Source organism: Mycetocola miduiensis, assembly GCF_900115155.1.
Taxonomy (GTDB): Bacteria; Actinomycetota; Actinomycetes; order Actinomycetales; family Microbacteriaceae; genus Mycetocola_A; species Mycetocola_A miduiensis.
The window spans coordinates 157527-179452 of the sequence record NZ_FOVM01000002.1 but is presented as its reverse complement, the minus strand read 5'-3'; the positions used below and the strand labels follow the sequence as shown (position 1 = coordinate 179452).

Below are 21926 nucleotides of genomic sequence, written 5' to 3'. Positions count from 1 at the left end.
AAGATGGCCACTGGTATGGATTGGTCCGACTGCGCCTCGCCCTGGGAACTCATGTGGACTCGAAGGGTTGGCAGGTCGTTCTCAGACCTGACTACGTCCGCCATGGTCACCTTCGAACTTGCTCGAGGAGCATCCAGGCCGTCACCGGTGAGCTGACGTCACCGTGGCCTCTGATGAGATCGTGAGACTTCACGCCGAGAACTTTCACATCCGTTCTCGAGAACTCCTCATACCTCCGCGGGGCGGGTCTCGCATCGATGACGTCGGAGGCTGCTACGCCCTGCGGGCCGTATCCGCCTAGAGCGGCATATCGGTTCGGAGGCGCACCGGCGATCTTCACCTCTCCGAGATCGGACTGGCGACGGGCCGCGAGGTGGAACAGGCTCGAAAGAGGGATGTCCCTGTTGCTGAACGTGCAGACGACGGGAAGGCGACTGCGTTCGAGCGCTTTGTGGTAGCCACCCGGGTGTGGCACTCCTGGAATCCCGTTCTTGTCGGCGAAGCAATAGCACGAGACCGCCGGCTGCAACAACAACACCGAGTCGACCTCGACGGCATGTTCGTCGTCCGGAGCACAGAGAGCCGAGAGGGCCACTTTGCAGCCATACGAATGACCGACCAGGTGGATTCGGGCTTTGTTGTCCGATTCCGCGGCGAGACGGGCAAGCAGAGACGCAACACCGTTCGCCCCCACCGTTCCAGCACGATCCTTCATCGTCAGAACGCTGAGGGACCGGATAATCGTCCGAGGGCGGACTTTACTGAGAAGGCCGCGAACGTCGAGATTGGCGAGGAATCCGCCGCCGGCCGCCTGGGGCTTCATCTCGGGTGCCGAGTCCCCGACGTACCCGCCAACGCGAGTTGTCCTCTCGGCGCCTTCGTCTTGCATCCAGCTTTCCGCCAGCTGTTCAGGCCCGCCCGAGGATTCCGAGAGGTCGGTGTCGACTGCATCAAGATGCGGGTATGCGATTGTCGCGATCTCGAGCGCTTCTTCACGGTCCACGTAGGGTTTGCTCAATAGTTCATAGAACCGTTCACGGTCATCCACAGGCAGGGTCGCCGAGAGAGCGAGCACTTCTGGGATGAACTCAGAGAACGTGCCATCACCCCCATCGTTGGCGCCGGCGATTGTGGGCGCTGCCTCCGATTCGTCCACGAGCAGGATGCTGGGCCAGAAAGCCCCGGCGAGAATCGGTTGGTACGGTCGATCTGGCTCCGGCCAGTACTCCTTCCGCACCGTGAGGAACTCGTCAACGAACCGACGGTATAGCGACGTCGCCCCTGACCAGTCGTTGTTCCACCCGTGGGAGAACAGGTAGACATCGGTGGCGTCCGCCGACTGCCTGATGAGTTCTTCCTGGGCACGCGGTCCGACACAGCTCCCGCGCTCATCGAAGGGGATGATGAAGTACGGGGCTTTGTCGCCGCCTTCCATAGCGATGAAACCTCGCGGGTCAAGTTGATTGCTCAATGCCGGAACCCTTCCCCTTGGCTCCTCAGCGGAGAAGTTTCTGAGGTGAGGCACGTTGAACGCATATGACGTTTCTCACCTCTTCAGATGAGGCTGAGTCTATAAGCGAGCAATCCTCACTCGTCAAGGGGGCAACGCTCTCAGGTTCGCGCGTGTCCGACCACGGCGTCGGCGCCGACATGGGCGACCAGGAAGTCGCGGACGTCGTCGAGTTCGGTCGTGCTGATTCCATGAGCGAGACCCGGGTAGACGCGCTCGAGCAGTGAGCTGTGCTCAGGCAGGAACTCCGCCGTACGCTCGATGGCAGGACCGGTGATCACGCGGTCTTCGGCACCGCGGCCCCAAAACACCGCAGGACGGACTGCGGCAAGCTGCTCGTCTCCGGGCTGCCGGGCACCCAGGACGAATCCGCCGAGGATCACCGGTGCGAGCACACGGCCCGGACGGGTCCGGAGCAACTGGCTGGCCATGAGGCCACCCTGCGAGAAACCGATCGGAACGATCTTCGCGTCCGGGTGGACATTCGCATCGATCCACGCCCAGATCGCCGTCGTGGCCTCCGCAACGGGTTCGGCGTCCGGGTTGCCGGGCGTGGTGATGGTGAACCACGCCGCTCCCCCGTTTCCGAGCCCGATCGGCGCCCGAAGGGACACCCACGGCAGCCCCAGCCGCAGGGTGGGGGCGAGGCCTGCAAGGTCGCGCTCGTTGGAACCGTAGCCGTGGAGCAGCACGGCTACGGCGGGAGCGGAGACGACGTCAGCCGCCCATTCCGGGCTACGTTCGGCGTGCAGGGAAGTCATCGTCATCGAGCCAGCAGCTCCTCGGTCGTCAAGTCGGACAGTGCAACGGTGATGCGGGTTCCCCATGGGTCGGTGACTGAGACGGACCGTCCGTCCGCACCGAACGGAATTGCCCGGCTCTTCAACCGGACCTGCAGCGCCTCGAGATCGTGGGCGCTGGACGCGGTGATGGCCACGTCGCCGAGACCGAGGCTGGCTGCGCGCGGGCCGGCGCCCTGGCTGTTCCAGATGTTCATGGCGATGTGGTGGTGGTAGCCGCCGGCCGATGCGAAAAGAGCGCCGGGGTACCGGCTCTGCGTCGTCTCAAAACCGAGGGCGTCCACGTAGAACGCTTTCGCCGTGTCGACGTCGCCGACCTGAAGGTGAACGTGCCCGACCTTACCCGCAAGCGACGGGCCGGCATCCAGAGCGTTCTGGGTGAGGTGCTCCTCGAGGTACGCGTTCGGGTCGAGGAAGGCGGTCGCCATCCGAATCTCGGCGCCGTCGTGAATCCACGTCGACCGGTCGCGGTCCGTGTACAACTCAACCCCGTTGCCCTCCGGGTCGGTGAAGTAGAACGCTTCGCTGACCAGGTGGTCGCTGGACCCGACAAAACTACCGGATGACACCTGCGCCGACCGGTAAACCGTCGCTGCGAGGCTCTCGGGGGTGTCAAAAAGGAAGGCTGTGTGGAACAGCCCAGCCTGGTTGCGATCCACGCCGGGCAGATTCGGGGTATGAACCAGCTTCACCAGCGGCGTCCGTCCGCGACCGAGGACCCGGTGGACTTCCATGCCGTGGCTGACCTCTTCAAGCGGCTCCATGGCAAAGGCCTGCGCATAATAGGAGGCCATCTTCTCGAGGTCGCCCACCCGGAGCGTCACGGCACCCATAGAGGTGTCCGCGGCGAGGAGTCGTTCGTCTGTCGTCATGGCCTGCTCTTTCTCTGGAGACTGAAGCAACCGTGCGGCGATCGCGGCACGACCGCGCTGAAGGAGTCTCAGTCGCGATGCGCTTTTGATTGTTCCTACAATCAATCTACCTCACAGTGGTTGTAGATACAACTCTTAGAGCGATTATCGGGGACCGATGGCCGGGGCGGTTCTGCAAAACGCACGCGTGGTCACGGCGACGTTGTTGGCGACGATCAGGCCGATGCCGACCCATTCGTTGACGTCGAGCGCCTGTCGCAGCAACAGCGAGCCAGCCAGCGCGGCCCAAACCGGGTTGATGCTCGTGAGGGTCCCACCAGTCCGAGGGCGGTCCCGCCCAGGAAGCTGAGCTGGGCCCCGCGAAGATTGGCGTTGCGCGCGTTGCTCGTGAACGCAGCGGCTGCCTGGCTTAGTCTGCTCCGGCTGCCGTCGACGCCCATGCGGAGAGTCCAGGTTCGCCGGAGCCGAAGCGGCCATCCTCTTCTCTGGATGACGAGGCAAGCAGCCACCTCCAACGAGGAGCTTCGTGACGCGAGATAGCCTTCTTTCATGGACCTCCTTTTGCGTAATCGAGTTGTACTTGTCGTCGGCGGTAACGGATTCATCGGGTCGGCCATTGTGAATCGCCTCCGCGACGAGGGCGCCACCGTCATCCCGGCATCCCGATCGGCCTCAGAAGGCCTGACGATGGACGCGAACAACGAGGCGTCCGTCGTCGCAGGCCTTGCCCGGATCATTCACGAGCACGGCCGGCTCGACGCCGTGGTGGTGACAGCGGCGCCCGCGGCACAGACCCTTGATCCCGCACGCAAGAGCGACCCCACGCAGGTCGCGGAGGCTCTTGACGCCAAAGCGCTCGCCTTCTTGAGGGTCGCGAATGCTGCCATCCCGGCGATGCGGGCCGCCGGTTACGGTCGCATCGTGGGAATCAGTGGGCAGAACGCGTTCCTCAGCGGGAACATCACCGGCGCGGTCCGTAATGCGGCCCTGAACATCATCGCGAAAAACCTGGCCGACGAGAATGCTGGCTCCGGTGTCACGGTGAACACGGTAAACCCGGGATTCGTGACAGAAGACCCGCGGTCAGAGGTCGAGCCCGGTCGGGGTGGCGAGTCATCGCCCTCCCAGATCGCAGACCTCGTCGCGTTCCTCGTCTCCCCTGTGTCTGCGTTGTCGGGTGAATCGATCGCTGTGGGTCATCGTGTGCGCGGGGTGGTTTGACCCAGATCACTCGGTACTTCACGAAATGTCAGTACGCTTTGCCCTTGATGGCAGCACGAATGAGAGGATCACCCTCAATGCCGAATGGTGAGACCCCGGGCAATTCCCCGGGACCGGTTCTATGGATCACGGGTGGCGGAAGTGGCATGGGACGAGCCGTGGCGTTCCAAGCGTCACAACGGGGATACCGCACAGCACTGAGTGGACGGCGAAGCCCGGCGCTCGATGACGCTGTACGGGCGATCGAAGCGGCGGGAGGCGAGGCTTTCGCCGTACCGATCGATGTGTCGGATGATCGTCAGGTCAAGGAAGGTCACGACCGAATCGCGGACCGATGGGGTCCGGTGACGCGGGTCGTGCTCTCCGCAGGCTTGAACAACCCGAAACGCTACTGGCGCGATCAAACCATTGCCGAGTTCAGCCAGATCGTGCAGACGAACCTCATCGCCTCCGCGCGCGTCGTCGACCAGGTCTTACCCGCGATGCGGGAGTCCGGAGACGGGGTGGCCGTCTTCGTTTCCTCCTACTCAGGATGGCGATTCTCCCCGGATGCCGGTGTCGCCTACAGCGCCAGCAAGACGGGGCTGTCCGCGCTCGCCGAGTCGCTCAATGCACAGGAAAACGTGAACGGGGTAAGAGCCTGCCATTTGTGCCCGGGAGACGTCGACACCGATTTTCTTGACATGCGCCCGAAAGTCCCGGGGCAGTCAGATCGACAGCAGATGCTCACTCCTACCGATGTCGCCAGGGCAGTACTCTTCGTCCTGGACAGTCCCGCCCACGTCTGCATCAACGAGCTGGTCATCACGCCGACGACGCGCCACCCGTAGCGACGGACCGATCTCGACCCCCGGCTTTTCATGCTTACCGAAAGGACGGGCCGTTCGGGGCACGCCCGGGTCGCATAATGAGAATATGGGCGTCCTTGAGTTCGACCTGACCCGCACCGTTCCTGCACTCATCCAGGGCGTCTTCAATCGGCTGGCCACTCCCCTCCTTCGCAGGATTGCGAAGAAGGAACGATCCGTCACGCTCGAGGCTCTTGCAGCGTCCTTCGAGAAGAAACGACCTTCGCGCTCCTTGCGCACTTAGGTGGGCGCGTACTTCTTCGCCTGCCTCAACATTCTGCGATAGTTCTGCGCAGAGTCGGGTTGCTCCGTCAGGGCATCCGCCAGCGCTTGAATTTCCTGGCGCAGCCCAAGGAATTCATCGCTGTCGCGTACCTCCAACGAAAAGTCCAACTGCAAACACGTACTCCACGCTGCAGTTCTTGCGTAACGTTCAGACAACTCCAGCCTGCCAGCGAGGTCCTTAAGGATCGGAAATGATGACCGCCACCATTCACGAACGAATGCGTCGGATTCCGAAATAGTCTCGTCGGAACGACCAATATGAAGAATGCACAGCCGCAGGAGACGAAGTACTTCTCCTTCGTCGGAGCTTGTCGTCGTCCGGGTGAGCACCTCGGCCGCTTCCCGGTACCTGCCTTGCCACTGCATAGCCATAGCCAACGTAAGAGGGTTGGATTCCTCATCAACGGACTGGAGGACCACCGCGCGGGTCGCCGGATAATCCGAAGATACCGTCCACAGGAGCGAGGAGGCGGCCAAATCGCTAGCTGTTGTGATGATGTATCGACAGAACGCGACAGCTTGCTCGTCTGTCATCGGTGCCACTACAGCGATCCTCACCATGTTCGCGATTCGGCTGTCTTTCGTGTCGGGCTCTTCCTTCGCGACAAGAAGACGCCCAGCCAATTCAGCGGCACGGTCCCACTGCCCTTTGGCTAGTGCGATCTGGCAGAGGATTTCATATGACTGGGCATTCCGGTCCTTCTCCTGCCTCATCCACCGAAGGCCATCTTCCGTATGTCCCGCCATGACCGACGCCGAGGCGAGCAGGCGATAGTCGTCGTCGGTTCGCTTGAATTGGGCTGGCGTGAGTAGGGCCTTTACGAACGCCGTCGAGTACAAGAACCCGAGAATCGCCACCAGCAACTCACCAGGAGAGAGCGCGAACAAGTCGCCTATGTTCCCAGGCACGTCGAACAATGCGACAAATGAGGATGTCACCAAGTCGGTGTTGACGTGACCGCCCTCCCAGGACGCGCGCAAGGTGGCGACCGAGAAGGTCAATGCAAGTGCGTCCGCTGCTGCGACCACGAAAAACGAGAGCCACGGTGGACGACTTGTCTGTCTTAGTCGATCAGGCAACGGACTCACCAGGTACGAGAAGTCCTTGCAGACAACGGCTACGAGAACGAGCCACATGGTGGTGATCAGCACCGGGTGCCAAGCAAGCTGTCCGTAATGCAGGAAGGCCGTGAGAGCAACAAGCGCAAGAAGGGCAATTGAGAGTAACCCATGAGGTGGCCTGAGTGCACTGGTAGCTGTCTGCTGGCGTTTGGTTTTGAGCCCGCTGACCGACCAGCCCAAGCGGGCAATCACCGGCCAGGCGAGCGCGATCGCCGGGAGGGTAAGGATCTGCGCCCAGAGGGCAGGCTTAGGTCGTCCGCGCCACGACACAAAAGAGAAATCATTACCTGCGGCCCTGAGCAGTGCGGGGTTCATACCGACCCACAGGCTGAAGACGCCGAGAAAGACCCCGAGGATGAGATAACAGACGAGGGCACTGGTCAAAGCGACCTGCAAGACGATCATGCAGCACCCCCTCCAGCCACAAGTGAAGGATCGATCTGTCTCACGCGCAATCCTTCCGCCTCGCCACGTACGCGGTCAATGGGCTCAGGCGATAAGCCAGAAAGGCTGGCGCGTCGATGGACTCCAACGGAATGTCTCCGAATGATCGTCATCCGGCCTGTCGGTTCGGGCTCGCTACCGCGAGGCCGTCCGCATCACCCGGAGTGGATGACGCACTTCTGAGGCATGCGGCATAGTTTCGACGCGAGCGCCTCCCGGACGGAGCCGAGCATGCTCATCGGAAAATTCACCATTTGTTCGGTGACCCTCACGGAGGCGACATGACCGAGACTGGCGCCCTCGCGCACCGATTGACCCCTGAATCGGACACCTGATGAACTCATCTGCTTCGCCCCCGACCACGTTCAACGGGAAGCTGGCACTCCTGCTGGCGATGGCGATGTTCGTACTCGTCGTCGACACATCGATAATGAACGTCTCCATCTCCGCCGTTGTCGAAGACATTGACACGACCGTCAGCGGCCTCCAGGGCGCGATCGCGCTCGAGGCGCTGGTTTCGGCCGCGTTCATCCTGATGAGCAGCAAGGTCGGCGACCTCATCGGTCGCAAACGGGCCTACGTGATCGGCCTGCTCTGCTACGCGGTGGGCGCCATCGCGATGACGCTGGCTCAAACGTTGGTTCCGATCATCATTTTCTGGGCACTGATCGGGGGTCTCGGCGCATCCTTGCTCCTGCCTGCCATGCAGTCACTCATCCACGGAAACTTCGAGGGGGCAGCCCAGGCGAGGGTCTACGCCACCGTCGGGGCGGCGGCCGCGATTGCGGCAGCTGTGGGGCCGCTGATCGGCGGATTCATCACCACGTTCCTCTCGTGGCGCGTCGCCTTCCTCCTCGAAGCGCTCATCATCGCGGTCGTCCTGTCTGGCATCAGACTCGTCCACGACGTGCCATACACGGGATCCCGGCAGATCGATGCTGTTGGTGCACTGCTCTCGGTTGTGGGAATGGGCGGCATCGTGATCGGAATTCTGGTCTGGCAAGAGGGCGGCGGTCCGGTCGGAATCCTGCTCGCCGTCGGCGCTGTGGGGCTCGGCGGGTTGGCCTACTGGCTGGTGCGACGCAGCGGCCAGCGCAAGGCGACACTAATCGACCCGGGGCTGTTTCGGTCGGAGATCTTCCGACTGGGCGTCACCGGGCAGATGTTGCAGCAGATCGCGCTTGGCGGAACCATGATCGTGCTGCCTATTTACCTCCAGATGGTGCTCGACTACAACGCTCTTCAAGCGGGTCTCTCGATCTCGCCCTTGTCGCTCAGCATGTTCGCCGTGGCGATGCTCGCGGGAAAGCGCGCCGGCAGGAGGCGCCCGGCGACTCTCATCCTGTGGGGGTTCCTGCTGCTGACGGTGGGCCTTGTCGTTCTCGTCCCGTTGGTGCCGCGGGCAGACTCCGGCTGGTGGCTCCTCGGTCCCCTGATCATTTCGGGCGTGGGTTTGGGGCTGTTGGTGTCGCAACTGAACAATTGCACGTTGTCACCGATCTCGGACGAACGTGTCAGCGAGGCGGCGGGCGTCAATTCCGCTGCGGGTTCGTTCGGCCTGTCATTTGGACTCGCTTTCGCCGGCGCGATCATGCTCGCGTCGCTCTCCCTCATCTTTACCAACCTGACCGTGTCGAGCGACGTGATCCCCAGCGATGAGAAGCAGCAAGTTGCGGAGGCTCTGGAAGATGATGCCCAGTTCTTGTCCAACGCTGCATTGGAGGAGCTCCTCGTTGGCCAGCCGGAGGAGATCCAAGAGGAGATCATCAGGATCAATACGGACGCGCGGCCCATCGCCCTTCAGATCGCCCTCTTCGTTCCGATTATCGCAGGCGTCGTCGGCCTGCTTAATGGGTTCCGGATGCGACGGCTCCCTGATCCGGTAGCCAACAGAGCCGGAGAAGGCACCCTACTGGGGTGAGTTGATCAGCAGATTGGCTCTGCGACGATAGCAGCAGAGCCGCCCATCACTCCAGAAATGTGGGTTTCCAGTGCCGCTTCGGACGTCGGGGAAGCCCGGCTGGCCTCTTCTCCTCTGAAGCCGCTTCGACGATGAGGATCCAGTCGCACCGCCGACAACTCCGCAGGTATTCATGGACAGCCAGCCCCACCCCGTAGTACGGATTCGGGATCACCCGCGTTCGCCCTCCGCATTTGGCACATCTTGGATCGCCCGACTGGTCGAGCCGCGCGGCCGCTTTTTTCCGAGTCACATTGCCCCCCGAACTCCGTGCGGCGGATGCAGAGTTCCCCTGACCAGGGAGTCGGCGACGTGGGTCCCTATCCGGCGACCCCATATCGCATAAATACGAGAGGTAAAGTCTGAGGTGGCATTCAACGGAATCATGGAAGTCTCTGTTTGTGAGCAGATTTGCCGTGTCTCAAAGTTGAGCCTCCGCGCGTGCCGACCTATAAGTCGGCGCGCGAGCGGCACGAGAGGTCTCGCCAAGTGCAGACTGGCGGCACTGGTCACGAATACGGATGACGCATCCGTAGACTCCAGGGCGTGCACCAGGGCAGTCATTGTGCGCCGCCAACTGAGGCGAGTCGTGAGGCAAACAGCATCAGTTGTCGCGAGCATCAGCACGATCGCGTCGTACCCTTCGACTTCCATATCGTCGAAGCGTCTGAGCGTTGATCGAGCCGACGCGCCGGGCTGTGCCGCGACAGTGACCACAACGCCGCGCTCTGTCTGTCCCGCAACGTATCTGGCTAAGTGCCCAGCGATTCCGAGTTGGTGGGTCCGAACGCCGAAACCTGCCGCGGGGCCATCTCCCATAATGAGGATGCGGGCGGGATCAATTCCGGCAATGCTCACCTCTGATGGGCCCACGGGATAACGCCACTCGCGTGAATCCTGCATCTTGACCTTGAACCATCCGTACAAAAGCGGACGAAAAAGCGTAAGTTGACACCCCAGTAACCAGCGCGAAACCGACTCGCGGGGTTGACGTTTGGGCGCACGCATAACGTTTCATAACTCTCAGGCTGAAGAGGGAGCACATCAGTGCGCAGGCAAAAAGGGTGGGGTCGCAGGGGCATACAACCCCACCCCTTGAGGAACGGCAGAAAGCCTGCTTCCCGTTGGACGCGTGACACGCCCAAGCCACCCTGGTTAGGGCGAGCCGAGGAGATGTTGCATGACGTGCGGCCAAGCAACGGGGCCTCACCGGTCCCCAGCGCGGTTTATCCAACGCTACGAGTTCGCGGAATCACACGAAATCCGAAAAGCGCGGGGTTCAGTACCCGATTAACGCGCCACAGAGCCGGCACTACCTTGCACTCCCTTTTCTGCGAGAGAATACAGATATGCGGTCGATACATGGTGAGCTTTTCGGCCGTCATCCCGTCGTGTCATCTCGAGACCTCGATGTGGCACGCCTCGCACTGAGCGAGGTGTATCTACCGATGGACTTCCCGTCGGCCTCCGCCTCTACCTCCATCAACATGTCCCTGAACGTGATCAAAGTTGGCCGCGTGACTGCCGGGTACCTGCGGTTCGGGGACGCCGTGCATATTCGGACCGTTGAAGCTTCGAACTACCATGTCGATATCCCTGTCGCCGGCACGGCCAGGATGCAAGCCCGTTCTCGAGACCCTGTTTACGGAAACCCGCAGACCGCTGGGGTCTTCGCACCCGGGCTTCCTGTCGATCTCGACTGCGACGGCGAATTCGCCCAGATCGCCCTCATGCTCCCGAAGGCTGAACTGCAGTCTGAACTGGAAAGCCTCCTGGGTCACAGCCTGAAGAGGCGGCTGGACTTCTCAACAGTCCTGGACCTGACGTCTGCGCCCGGGTGCACAGTGTTGCAGGCGCTCCGGCTCATTGATGCCGCCTCCAACCAAGAGGGCGGCATGCTTCAACACCCGCTCGCGGCGCACCGGCTTGAACAAGCCTTGATGCACAGTCTGCTGCTCACTCAACCTCATAACTACTCTGAGGATCTGCAGGCCACTCCGCCCCTCGCGGGCAGACGTGCGGTGTCGGAGGCAGTGGAACGGATGCGTGCGCGTCCGGCCCACGCGTGGACCGCGGCTGAACTCGCCGCCGCTTCCGCGATCAGTGTGCGCAGCCTTCAGGAAAACTTCCGCCGTTCACTCGGCACGTCACCGATGAGATACCTTCGCGATTTCCGCCTTGAGCAAGTGCACAAAGAACTTATCGCCGCTGAGCCCGGTGCTGTGACTGTGACGGAGGTGGCAGTGCGTTGGGGGTTCGTCCACCTTGGCCGCTTCGCGGTGGCATACCGGCAGCGGTTTGACGAAAGCCCGTCCGAGACCCTCAGGACCTGATCCCCTGTCGGGACAGTCGGCAGTGGCAAAGGGTGCACAATTCCATCACCTTTTCACATTTCTCGGCTCCCCCCTCGACACCCTTGCCGGGCGCGCTTAGCATTAAATCTCACCAATCAGTCCGCCTTTGCCGTCCAGAACCGGCTAGCTGGAATTACAGACCGCTGGTCGTCTGGAGACCTGTGGCCTCCCACACGTTGGTAGGGCTTCACAGGCCACCATGATATTCCGCATTTCCTCGCCAATTAGGCGTATCAGGTGGCCGGTTCGCGCCACCTTCCCAGGCCGTCCAGCCTTCTCATTGCCATGCCCCGGCAGTTGGAACTACTTGGCCGCGAGCGAAATGACATTTATACAAGGAGCGAAAGCCATGAAGGCAGTAGTTTACAAAGGACCGAAGAACGTCGCCGTCGAGGAAGTACCGGATGCCAAGATTGAGCATCCTGCCGACGTCCTGGTGCGGATCACCTCGGCGAATATCTGCGGCTCGGACCTGCACATGTACGAGGGCCGCACCAGCTTCGAAACGGGACGCACCTTCGGGCACGAGAACCTCGGCGAAGTCGTCGAGGTCGGCCCGGCGGTGAGCAAAGTGAAGGTGGGCAATCGTGTCGTGCTGCCGTTCAACATCGCCTGCGGATTCTGTAAGAACTGCGATCGCGGCTTCACCAACTATTGTCTGACGATGCAGCCCGAACCCAAGCTCGCAGGTGCTGCATTCGGGTTCGCGGACATGGGCCCGTACCAGGGCGGGCAGGCCGAGTACCTGCGCGTGCCGTACGGGGATTTCAACTGCCTGCGTCTGGGCGAAGATTCGGTCGAGAAAGAACTCGACTACGTCATGGTCGCCGATATCTTCCCCACCGGCTGGCATGCTACTGAGATGGCGGGGGTGTACCCCGGGGACTCCGTGGTTATTTATGGTGCCGGCCCGGTCGGACTCATGGCGGCGTACTCCGCCATCCTCAAAGGCGCTGGCAAAGTCATGGTCGTGGACCGCCAAAGCGACCGCCTGAAGCTGGCGGAACAGATCGGTGCAATCCCGGTGGATGACTCCGCCGTTGACCCTGTTGAGTTCGTCAAAGACCAGACCATGGGATTCGGGGCCGACCGGGGCTGCGAATGCGTCGGCTACCAGGCGCACGACCCGAGCGGAAACGAGCAGCCCAACCTGACCCTGAACCGGCTCGTGGACTCGGTCCGGTTCGTCGGTGGCATCGGTGTGGTCGGTGTGTTCGTGCCCCAGGACCCCGGTGCCCGTGACGAACTCGCCAAGCAGGGCCAGGTAGCTTTCGACTACGGAAACTACTGGTTCAAAGGACAGACGATGGGATCAGGTCAGTGCCCTGTCAAGAAATACAACCGTGCACTGCGTGACCTCATCGCCGGCGGAAAAGCCAGTCCATCATTCATCGTCAGCCACGAGCTGCCGCTGGATCGGGCCCCGGAGGGCTACAAGAATTTCGACAGTCGCAAGGATGGCTGGACCAAAGTGGTTCTCCACCCGGCGGCAGCCTGAGAAAGTCCCTCCGCCGACACATTGCCGGGTCGCGCCGCGACCCGGCAATGCTACTGGCCCGCTGCAGGAAGGCGCTTCCCACAAAACAAGCAAGCCTTACGCGCCGCCGCAGCAGCTACCCCTGAACTCCGCGTCCCGAGTCAAGCACCCGGGCCAGGGCTGCCTCGAGGTAAGGGACGAAAGCGGCGGGGTTCTCCGCGTGCGGGAAGTGCCCGAGCTCAGGCATCAGCTCAAACGATGAGTTGGAGATACGGCTCGCAAGCTCTCGCGAACGTTCCGGCGGCACGCTGGTGTCGAAAGCGCCGCTCAAGACCGCTATGTGCGGTGATTCTGCAGTCAGCAGGTGCTCAACCAGGTCGAGATTCCAGCTCAGGTATGAATCGATATCGGCCGCATAGAGGCCGAACCCACCCGACGAATAGCCCCACCAGACACGCTGCTTGAACTCCTCCGGAGAGGCAGGGTTCATGAGCCCGTACGTCCATTCGGGGATGAACAGGGCAGGGTTTACACGCGTTCCGCGCAGGTGTTCGTTCGCGCGGGCTTGCACAGATGGACCCGCCTGGCATGCGACCGCGCCCGCGAATAGGCCTGGCCGCGTCGCCACGGCATGCACCACTGCCGCGCCGCCCATCGACACACCCAACAGCACCGGGCGATCTAGTCCGAGTTCGTCGCAGATCGCGACGATGTACTCCGTATAGGTCTCTGGGGTGAGCTGATAGCTGCCCACGGGTTCACCCCACGACGGTGATGAACGCCCGTGCCACGGAAGATCCGCCGTTATCAGCTCGAACCGGTCGGTCAAGTCGCTGTGCGTCATGACACCGTGCCACTGGGACGTGTCGCTCCCCGCCGTCGCGAATGTCAGCAGCGGAACCCCGGATCCGGCGCGCTCCACATAGATGTCGCTGGTTCCGAGCGACGTGCTGACGCGATGGTACGAACCAACCGCCCGCAGTGGCTTGCCTATTTTCGCGTGAGAACTCGCCTCGCGTGCAGCATCCAACAGTGCCCGAACGATCTGGACGCTGCGGTCGTATGCGAGGGAGTCACCACTTAACTCGACGACGCCGGTGCGCACCAGGTAGACGATGCTGTGTTCGCCTGCCGCTGGTCGATCGGCACACAATCCTTCCCAGACTCTGTCCGCCGCAGCCAGCGTGAAATCGGCTCCGGAGGACTCAGAGCCTTCGTCAACCGGCGAAATCTTTCCATCCCGCACAGCGAAATCGGCCCGCCATGAGTCGCCCATGAATCGGAACGAGGCTGACACGCCAGGTACTAGTGCGGCAACCGACCGAGCCGCTGCCGCGCGGCGCAGACGCTCACGCACCGTGCGCTCCCACAATTGCCACGAAATCCCCGAGCGGGCCCTCTACCCGATCGAACCGGTCGAGTTCACCGGCATCATGACCGGTAATGATGGCGGCAACGTCTTCATCGCGCAGCCAGTGGAGGGCTCGGTACGCCGTTGAGAGGTCCGCCATGGACTGGAAAAGCATGTCGCGCTCGAGTTCCTCGTGGAAGTGCGCGGCATCACCCGCGAGAATCACGGGGCCCAGATTCGTACTTACCCGTACGACGAGCTGACCAGGCGTATGGCCCCCAACCTCGACGAGTTCGACCCCGGGTGTAATTTCGCAGCGCCCTTCGAACTCCCGCAACCGCCCTTCGCTCTTTGCCTGCAGAATGCTAGCGACTTCTTCTTGATCACCGAAGTGCGAGAAGAGCGGCTTCGTCCCGAGATCGCTCGTCCAAAACTCGAGTTCTTTACGGCTGATGTGAATCGGTGACTTCGTGAACGCGCCCAGGTTTCCGATGTGGTCGTAGTGCGCATGCGTTACGACAACCGGGTTACCGGCGTCAGCACGCAGTCCGAGACTCCCGAGCGCTTCCAGCGGATCGATCAGCACCTCCCGACCGCGTTTCGCCGCGCCGGTGGCCGAATAGCCGGTGTCCACATGGATCACCTGGTCGCCACTGCGCAGTACCCACAGATAGTAATGAAGAACAAAATCGCCGTCCGGTTCGTCATAAAATCCGTAGTTCATAAACACGTCGCTCCGCCTGGTGGTTCGCGTGCCGTGCTTTATGACCAGGATCTCCCAGGTTTGCGGCGTCATCTCGTTCCTCTGCTCCTCATCGAGTCGTGAAGCCGACGCCTACGAGGCGCCGGAGCCACCATCGTGCGCCACCACGGTCGGTTCAAGCCCATCCACCCCGACGACCTCGCGCCAGGCTTCGAATCCGGTCTGAAATGCCACAACTCCGGCTTCAGGAAGCGCAATCTCGATCGCTTCGAGAATCTCGGTCGGCGACAAGCCGAGGTCGAGCGCGACACGAATGTGCGACTGGATGTGTCCCTTCGATGCGCGCATAACCGTGAGTGAGACGATGAAAATGAGTTCCTTCGTCTTACGGTCGAGCGTGCGCTGGTCGAGGTAGGCGGCCGAGACGAGCCCGTTTGCCGCCTTGAGAACGTCGAAGTCGTGCTTCGCCATAACCTTGTGGTAGTCGAGCACGTACCCACGCTTTCGGGCCATGTCGTCGATGTATTCCTGCGCGTCGGCGGTGTTTTCGGTCATGCTTGCTCCTTATTGATGGTGGTGTCTGTACCGATATTGATGGTGGTCTCTGTACCGATCGAAGTTCCTGCGAGGTTCTCGTATACCCGCGCGATCTCGGTGTGATCCGGTTGTTCCCCAAGTAGCTTGCGTCCCTCAGTGAGCAAACGGTAACTGGTTTCCGAAAGGGGTGATGCCGCTTGGGGAACCTCGATTTGCATTGCGATTCCCATGTCTTTGAGCATCAGGTCGTACGCGAAGTTCGATGCGTACGTGCCAGGCAGAATGTGGTTGACGAACTTCACCTGGGTAGCCTGGCTCATACCGGTCGAGGCGTTGAGCACCTCGATCATCCGGTGGGGTTCAATTCCAGCGGCCTGCCCACGCAGCACTGCCTCGCTCGCGACAGCCATGTTCGTCGCGCTGACGAGGTTGTTGATCGCCTTTGCCGCGTGGCCGGCTCCGCTGCCCCCAACAACGACAACGGTTGAACCGACCGCGTCGAGGTACGGACGTGCGCGCTCAATCGCGTCCGGCTTTCCGCCGACCAGCATGGTGAGCTCACCCGACGCCGCCTTCGAAATTCCGCCAGAGACGGGGGCATCAACGTAGTCAATGCTGTGCTCCGCGGCCACTGCGGCGAGCTTCTGCGTGCTGGCGGGAATGCTCGACCCCATGTCGATTACCAGCGTGCCTGCATCGAGCTGCTTCAACAGACCGTTTTCAAGCAGAATCTCCTCGACGTGTTTGCTCGTTGGCAGCATCAGAATGACCGTGCCGATGTCGGTTGCCTCTGTGAGATCGTAAATCGGGGCGGCGCCTGTTGCCCTGGCCGCGGCGTCGACCGAATCACGGTAGATATCGTGCACCTGTGTGGGGAAATGCTTTGCGATATGGGCGGACATGGGGTGACCCATCCGTCCCAGTCCGATAAAGAGTGTATTTTTCATGGTGCCTCCACTGTCTTGGCCAGGTATTCAATGGCGATCACTGACGCCGCCATGACGTGCTCGACGCTGGCGGCAAATGCGCGCGCCCCGTCCTGGGCTGCTATCGCGTCCACGACTGCCCTCAGCTCGGAGATCATCGATGGCCCCCGGTCCGGACGGGCCAGCGTGACCCGCCGTAATTGACTGATGCGCGCCTGCACGCCATCGAGTTGCTCCCCGATGATTTCGTTGTGACTCGCCCGGATGAGCGCCGCATAAAACGCGCGCTTGGCCGTGAGGATTTCGTCCAGGGGCGTAAGGTGCGTTTCAATTTCGTCGAGTCGTGCCTGTAGCTCGCGCAATTCAGCATCGGTGCGATTACTCGCCGCAAGTCTCGCGGCGGTGGCCTCGAGAGCAGCGCGTACCTCGTAGAGCTGTCGCGCCTGATCCGCGGACAACTCCGCGACGAGCGGGCCGACCTGCGGCTCGATCCGGATCAGTCGCTCCGACTCGAGCTGGCGCAAAGCCTCGCGGACCACGGTCCGGCTCACCTGCAGGTCTTCAACCAGGATCCGCTCTTTCAAACGCTCTCCGGCTCGAAGCTCACCCCGCACGATCCGATCGCGCAGCACCTTCACGGCTTGCTCACGCAACGGCGCGGCCTGTCGTTGAAGCATCGGCGCCCCTTTCCGAGATTACGGTAATACCGTATGCCTCTCATTGGCAAGTTTCGGCCCCGCATCACACTGGGCCCTGGACTACATGCCCTCCACCAGTTCGCGCAACACTTTCCGAACCCAGACGTTCTCCGGCGTTCCGTCATTTCGCACATTCCAGATCGCAGAGATCGTAAATCTCGGCGCGTGCAGCGGAACCGGGCTGCGCGTTAGATCCCCGATCCCCGCGAGCACTTCAGCGGCATGATCAGGAATCGTCGCCACCACAGGCATGCTCGACATAATTGAGGCCAGCCCCGAAAAGTGACTTATCGCACAGAGCACTTTCCGCTTGTGACCACGCGCCGCGAGCATGTCGTCCACCCACCCCCGCTGCACGTCGTAGGAGACCCTGACGTGATCGACCGCAACGTAATCCTCGAACGTGAGCCGATCGGAGAGCTGCAGCAACCTCGGGTTGTACAAGCAGCTGTAACCACCCGAGAACAGCGGCTCAGACTGGGATGTCGCCGACTGCTGACCGGGCGTCACCGTCAGGATGATGTCGTTGCGCTCACTGTCGACGCTGTCACGCCAGAGCACACTGTTCGTCTGGTGAATCGCGAAATCGACGGCCCAGCCCTCGGCAAGTTTGCGCTGGGCGAGCCTCGAGGCGAGCATGAGCTCGAGATCATCTGACATTGCGAGGTGGATCATCCGAGCACTCCGCATGGGGTCGAACTCGGAGTCCTCGTAGATGGCTTCGGCGATGGAGGTCAGTGCCGGCGCAAGACGCGCAGAAATTTCCAGCGCGCGCGGCGTGGGCAGCATGCCCGCGCGAGAACGCTCGAAGAGCGGATCGCCGAAGAGGGACCTCAAACGCGCCAGCGCCGCGCTTATCGCGCTTTGGCTCACATTGAGTTTTACGGCCGTGCGCGTCACGCTGCCTTCCTGCATTAGCGATTGAAAGACGACCAGCAAGTTGAGATCCACACGACGAAGATCAATCACATTCATAATCCTCATAATAACTATCGGTTAGACAAACCTTTGGAGCGTGCGCGATGGTTACTTAGCCCGGCTCTTCTTCCCCGCGGCGACCAAAGGAGCTCACCTATGCAATCCGCCGATACACTCGTCCCGAACAGCGATAATGAGCTTTTGGAGCTCTCGAAGCGCGACCGCCGTAAGCGCATGACCGCGGTTGGTATCGGCAACTTCATGGAGTGGTTCGACTTCGCGATTTACGGATACTTCGCCGCGATAATCGGCGCGCAATTCTTCCCGTCCGGTGACCCGACCGCCGAGATGCTCTCCGCTCTTGCAGTATTCGCCGTCGGATTCCTCTCCCGCCCGATCGGCGCCCTGTTCCTCGGGCCCATCGGCGATAAGTTCGGGCGCCGGACTGTCCTGATCATCACGGTGCTCGGCATGGGTGTGATCACGACGCTCATCGGACTGACGCCGTCGTACGCGGCCATCGGCATCGCAGCCCCGATCATCGTGGTGGCCTTGCGTCTGCTGCAGGGCATGATGGTCGGCGGTGAGTGGACCAGCGCGGCAGCCTATATCGGCGAGAGTGCGCCGAAGGCGAAGCGGGGGTTGTTTGCGAGCCTCGTGACTGCCACTGCCGGCCTCGCGTTCCTCGTCGGCACGCTCACTGCCGCACTGCTCAGCGCCGCGATGAGCGAGGAGTCTCTCTCCAGCTGGGGCTGGCGTCTGCCGTTCCTCGCCTCCTTCATCATGGCTATCGTCGCCGTGTATATCCGTCGCAAGCTTGAAGACACGCCCGTTTACCAGGAGCTCGAGCGCAAGCGCGCGAACAACACGGTCGAAGTCACGAGCTTCTCCCTCAAGGCGCGGGCGTTCATCATGACGCTCGCCTTCTCGGGAATCTTCGGCGTAAGCCTTTACTACTTCGTCACCTATGCCAACAACCACCTCACCGGGGCTGTGGGAATGGCCCGCGTTGAGGCCCTTATCGCGACCGGATCAGCCATCGTCGTGTACGTCCTGTTCAATCCGCTCGTCGGTGCGATCTCCGATCGCATCGGGCGACGACCCGTACTGCTCACCGGTGTGATCGGCCTCATTGTCTGGGCGCTGCCCACGTTCTTCCTCATGAACACCGGTGTCCCCTTCCTGGCGTTCCTCGGCCTCGTCGTGTTCTCGTTCTTCGTCGCATGCTGTGCTGTTATGAACAACGTGCTGCTGGTCGAGGTGTTTCCCGCGTCCATTCGGTCGACGGGATCGGCGATCGGCTACAACCTCGCCTACGCACTGCTCGCAGGCCCCGGCCCGCTGATCGCAGCGGCACTCGTGGCGAGCACCGGACTGCTCCACGCGCCGGCTTTCTATGTCATCGCCGTGGCTGTTGTAGCGCTCGCGGTGCTGTGGCCGATGCTCAAAGAGACCAAGAACGTCGACATCTCGCACGGCTAGTCGAAACCGAATCACCAGGAAGGGGTCACTAGTGACCAAGGTTGCAGTCATCCAGAGCGCGTCGGTTCCATTCGACGCCGACTCATCGACCGCAAAGGCAGAGCGGCTGATCGCCGAGGTGGGCGCTGAGGGCACGCAACTCGCGGTCTTCCCCGAGGCATTCATCGGGGGTTACCCGAAGGGCACCGCGTTCGGTACAGCCATAGGCGTTCGCACGGAACGCGGGCGGGACGAGTTCGCGCGATACAGCAACGGCGCCATCACTCTGGACGGACCGGAGGTGCGTCGTCTGGTGCAGGCCTCGGCGGAGTACGGCGTGTTCGTCGTCATGGGCGTCATCGAGCGCCTTGGAAACACGCTCTACTGCACGGCGCTGCACATCTCACCCAAGGACGGCCTGGTGGGCAAGCACCGTAAACTCATGCCGACGGCAACCGAACGACTGGTCTGGGGCTTCGGCGATGGGTCGACCCTCGACACGATGGATACTCCGTTCGGTCGCGTTGGTACGGTCATCTGCTGGGAGAACTACATGCCGTTGATGCGTCAGGCGATGTACGCCAAGGGCGTGCAGCTGTACTGCGCACCAACCGCAGATGATCGCCTGACGTGGCAAGCGAGCATGACGCACGTCGCGATCGAGGGCCGGGTGTTCGTGCTCTCCGCATGCCAGTACCTCACGCGAAGTGACATGCCTGAGGACCACCCGATCGACTTCGAAGCACCGCACGGGGACACCCTGATGCGGGGCGGCAGTGTGATCATCGATCCGACAGGCAAGGTGCTGGCCGGTCCAGTCTTCGACGAAGAAGCGATTCTGTACGCAAGCGTCGACCTCGAGACGAAGCTGCGTTCGCACCTCGATTTCGATCCCGTGGGACACTACTCGCGGCCCGACGTATTCTCCCTCACGGTCAACACTCGGCCGATGGACGGGGTGACGTTCACCAGCGGCCTCTAAATCACGTCGGGGGCGCACAGACAACCCAACTCTGCGCGCCCCCAGAAGCCAGAAGGTCACACGTTGACCCGGCGGATGTCGTGAATGCTCTCAGGAGACAGGGTGTTCGACTTAGGGAGCGCCGAGAGCGACGACGGCTGGACGCCCAAGTCCAGGTACACCGCATGAAGCGCCGCGACGACGGCGCCGGCCGCACCGGAGAAATCACCGAGCTCGACGCGGGTGAGGGTGGGGGCGATGCGAATGTTCTGTTCAAGGAGCCGCTGGTAGCTCCCGAGGTTTTCGGTGAGCGATTTCGCGATTCCGCCGCCAAGCACGATCGTTTCCGGTTCGCTCGATACCGCAATCGCGGTGAGCACCGCCACCAGGGCTTGGTCGAACTCCGCTCGAAGTTTCGCCCGCACCTGGTCCGGTGCGCTATCACTTCCCCCGCCCCCGTCAGCGAAGAGTTCCGCTGGGGATGCCAGCTCCATACCGGCAGCGGCGGCATGGCGGAGCAGACCAGGCCCCGTCGTGAAGCTCTCGAGACGTTCGCCGTGTGGTCCGATGGGGATCTGACCGAACTCCCCTACCAGTCCATGGCGGCCCCGAAGCACGACCCCGTCGATGGCGATTCCGACACCGAGACCGGCGCCAAGACTGAGCATCGCCGCGTAGGGGGTGTGCCTCGCTGCTCCGAAGCGCAGCTCGCCGAGCAGGGCGAGGTTGGCATCGTTGTCGACGTGCAGGGGCAGGCCGATTGCTAGCTCGCAGACCGTGAGGAACGTCGGATCTTCCACTTGTCGAAGGTTCGGGGCATTCGACACCGTTCGGTCGACCTGGCTGACAGCTCCTGGCAGTCCGAGACTGATCGCGGCCACCGTATCCCAGTGGTCTCCCACAGCGAGCTTCGCTGTATCGGCGACCCACAGCGCCAGTTCTGTCGGACCAAGTTCGGTCGGCGTGGGAATCTCGATCGCGGTCATCGGGTTCGCCAGAAGGTCGGTGACGATCATTCTGGTGTTCGACGCGCCAAGGTCGATTCCGAGAACCAGGGAGGCGTCAGCGACCAGGTCGAGAAGGATGGCGCGGCGGCCGCGGTTCTCCACGACCACCTCGGACACCTCGCAGACGACCCCATCCAGAATCAACTGGTCTACCGCCCTCGTCACGGTGGCCGCGGAGATCCCGGTGGCCTCAGCGATCTGTTTGCGGGTGGCAGGACGCTGGTTGAGCAGTTCAGTGAGAACAGCGTTCCGGTTGAGCTCGCGAATGTCCTGGGCCACGCAAACCTTCCTCGATCTGTGCACCGATTCGCCCGAAGGGAAGCGAGCGTTCGCCTCACAGTATGCCGTATGGGCACTCTTTTCAATCACCGTGAATTTTAATGCTTTTCGGCAAGCACGAATCGCCGCCGCTGATCAATCATCGTCGAAACAAAAATGTAACAATCTTCGACTTGACTTTATTTGCTTCAT

The 21926-nt window shown here is 61.9% G+C and carries 19 protein-coding genes; 8 read left to right on the top strand and 11 right to left on the bottom strand.

Annotation, left to right across the window (positions count from 1 at the left end):
• Window positions 1–106: 106 nt before the first annotated feature.
• The 3 genes from BM197_RS04595 to BM197_RS04585 form a co-directional block, all read right to left on the bottom strand.
• Window positions 107–1471: a hypothetical protein gene (locus BM197_RS04595; protein ID WP_143094993.1), complete on the bottom strand. Its 1365-nt coding sequence runs from the start codon at window positions 1469–1471 to the stop codon at window positions 107–109.
• A 140-nt stretch (window positions 1472–1611) separates the two neighbouring features.
• A complete protein-coding gene (locus BM197_RS04590; protein WP_177216722.1) occupies window positions 1612–2277 on the bottom strand; it encodes an alpha/beta hydrolase in 666 nt (221 codons plus the stop codon).
• Window positions 2274–3182 carry a VOC family protein gene (locus BM197_RS04585; protein ID WP_090709254.1) on the bottom strand — a complete coding sequence of 303 codons (909 nt, stop codon included), beginning with the start codon at window positions 3180–3182 and terminating at the stop codon, window positions 2274–2276. Before BM197_RS04585 ends, BM197_RS04590 begins: the two co-directional genes overlap by 4 nt.
• A gap of 549 nt (window positions 3183–3731) precedes the next feature.
• Here BM197_RS04585 and BM197_RS04575 point away from each other — a divergent pair.
• The 3 genes from BM197_RS04575 (at window position 3732) to BM197_RS16225 (ending at window position 5495) form a co-directional block, all read left to right on the top strand.
• A complete protein-coding gene (locus BM197_RS04575; RefSeq protein WP_090709251.1) occupies window positions 3732–4403 on the top strand; it encodes an SDR family NAD(P)-dependent oxidoreductase in 672 nt (223 codons plus the stop codon).
• Between the two features lie 47 nt (window positions 4404–4450).
• Window positions 4451–5233 (top strand): SDR family oxidoreductase, encoded by a 783-nt coding sequence (locus BM197_RS04570; protein ID WP_342714550.1) that lies wholly within the window; start codon window positions 4451–4453, stop codon window positions 5231–5233.
• A gap of 85 nt (window positions 5234–5318) precedes the next feature.
• On the top strand, window positions 5319–5495 hold the full coding sequence (locus tag BM197_RS16225) for a hypothetical protein (protein ID WP_177216721.1): 177 nt from the start codon (window positions 5319–5321) through the stop codon (window positions 5493–5495).
• Here BM197_RS16225 and BM197_RS04565 read toward each other — a convergent pair.
• A complete protein-coding gene (locus tag BM197_RS04565) occupies window positions 5492–7063 on the bottom strand; it encodes a tetratricopeptide repeat protein (RefSeq protein WP_090709248.1) in 1572 nt (523 codons plus the stop codon). The two genes, BM197_RS16225 and BM197_RS04565, sit on opposite strands and share 4 nt — an antisense overlap.
• 373 nt (window positions 7064–7436) lie before the next feature.
• Between BM197_RS04565 and BM197_RS04560 the strand changes: the two genes are divergently transcribed.
• From BM197_RS04560 to BM197_RS04545, 3 genes are all read left to right on the top strand, one after another.
• Window positions 7437–9023 (top strand): MFS transporter, encoded by a 1587-nt coding sequence (locus BM197_RS04560; RefSeq protein WP_090709247.1) that lies wholly within the window; start codon window positions 7437–7439, stop codon window positions 9021–9023.
• A gap of 1430 nt (window positions 9024–10453) precedes the next feature.
• Window positions 10454–11395, top strand: a complete 942-nt coding sequence (locus BM197_RS04550; RefSeq protein WP_245762387.1) for an AraC family transcriptional regulator — start codon at window positions 10454–10456, stop codon at window positions 11393–11395.
• 370 nt (window positions 11396–11765) lie between these two features.
• A complete protein-coding gene (locus tag BM197_RS04545; protein ID WP_090709242.1) occupies window positions 11766–12914 on the top strand; it encodes a glutathione-independent formaldehyde dehydrogenase in 1149 nt (382 codons plus the stop codon).
• Between the two features lie 115 nt (window positions 12915–13029).
• Here the strand turns inward: BM197_RS04545 and BM197_RS04540 are convergent, their stop codons facing one another.
• The 6 genes from BM197_RS04540 to BM197_RS04515 form a co-directional block, all read right to left on the bottom strand.
• Window positions 13030–14169 carry an alpha/beta fold hydrolase gene (locus BM197_RS04540; RefSeq protein ID WP_090709240.1) on the bottom strand — a complete coding sequence of 380 codons (1140 nt, stop codon included), beginning with the start codon at window positions 14167–14169 and terminating at the stop codon, window positions 13030–13032.
• Between the two features lie 73 nt (window positions 14170–14242).
• Entirely contained in the window at window positions 14243–15040 is a 798-nt protein-coding gene (locus BM197_RS04535) for an N-acyl homoserine lactonase family protein (RefSeq protein WP_090709238.1), read from the bottom strand.
• A 39-nt stretch (window positions 15041–15079) separates the two neighbouring features.
• Window positions 15080–15502 carry a carboxymuconolactone decarboxylase family protein gene (locus BM197_RS04530; RefSeq protein WP_090709236.1) on the bottom strand — a complete coding sequence of 141 codons (423 nt, stop codon included), beginning with the start codon at window positions 15500–15502 and terminating at the stop codon, window positions 15080–15082.
• Window positions 15499–16431, bottom strand: a complete 933-nt coding sequence (locus BM197_RS04525; protein WP_090709234.1) for an NAD(P)-dependent oxidoreductase — start codon at window positions 16429–16431, stop codon at window positions 15499–15501. The genes BM197_RS04530 and BM197_RS04525 overlap by 4 nt, the downstream gene beginning before the upstream one ends.
• Window positions 16428–17087 (bottom strand): GntR family transcriptional regulator, encoded by a 660-nt coding sequence (locus BM197_RS04520; protein WP_090709232.1) that lies wholly within the window; start codon window positions 17085–17087, stop codon window positions 16428–16430. Before BM197_RS04520 ends, BM197_RS04525 begins: the two co-directional genes overlap by 4 nt.
• Before the next feature lie 81 nt (window positions 17088–17168).
• Window positions 17169–18083: a LysR family transcriptional regulator gene (locus tag BM197_RS04515; protein ID WP_177216720.1), complete on the bottom strand. Its 915-nt coding sequence runs from the start codon at window positions 18081–18083 to the stop codon at window positions 17169–17171.
• Window positions 18084–18182: 99 nt separating this feature from the next.
• Between BM197_RS04515 and BM197_RS04510 the strand changes: the two genes are divergently transcribed.
• Together BM197_RS04510 and BM197_RS04505 are read left to right on the top strand one after the other, a co-directional pair.
• Window positions 18183–19508, top strand: a complete 1326-nt coding sequence (locus BM197_RS04510; RefSeq protein WP_090709228.1) for an MFS transporter — start codon at window positions 18183–18185, stop codon at window positions 19506–19508.
• 31 nt (window positions 19509–19539) lie between these two features.
• A complete protein-coding gene (locus BM197_RS04505) occupies window positions 19540–20469 on the top strand; it encodes a carbon-nitrogen hydrolase family protein (RefSeq protein ID WP_090709226.1) in 930 nt (309 codons plus the stop codon).
• A 56-nt stretch (window positions 20470–20525) separates the two neighbouring features.
• Here the strand turns inward: BM197_RS04505 and BM197_RS04500 are convergent, their stop codons facing one another.
• Window positions 20526–21734: an ROK family transcriptional regulator gene (locus BM197_RS04500; RefSeq protein ID WP_143094992.1), complete on the bottom strand. Its 1209-nt coding sequence runs from the start codon at window positions 21732–21734 to the stop codon at window positions 20526–20528.
• Window positions 21735–21926: the final 192 nt, after the last annotated feature.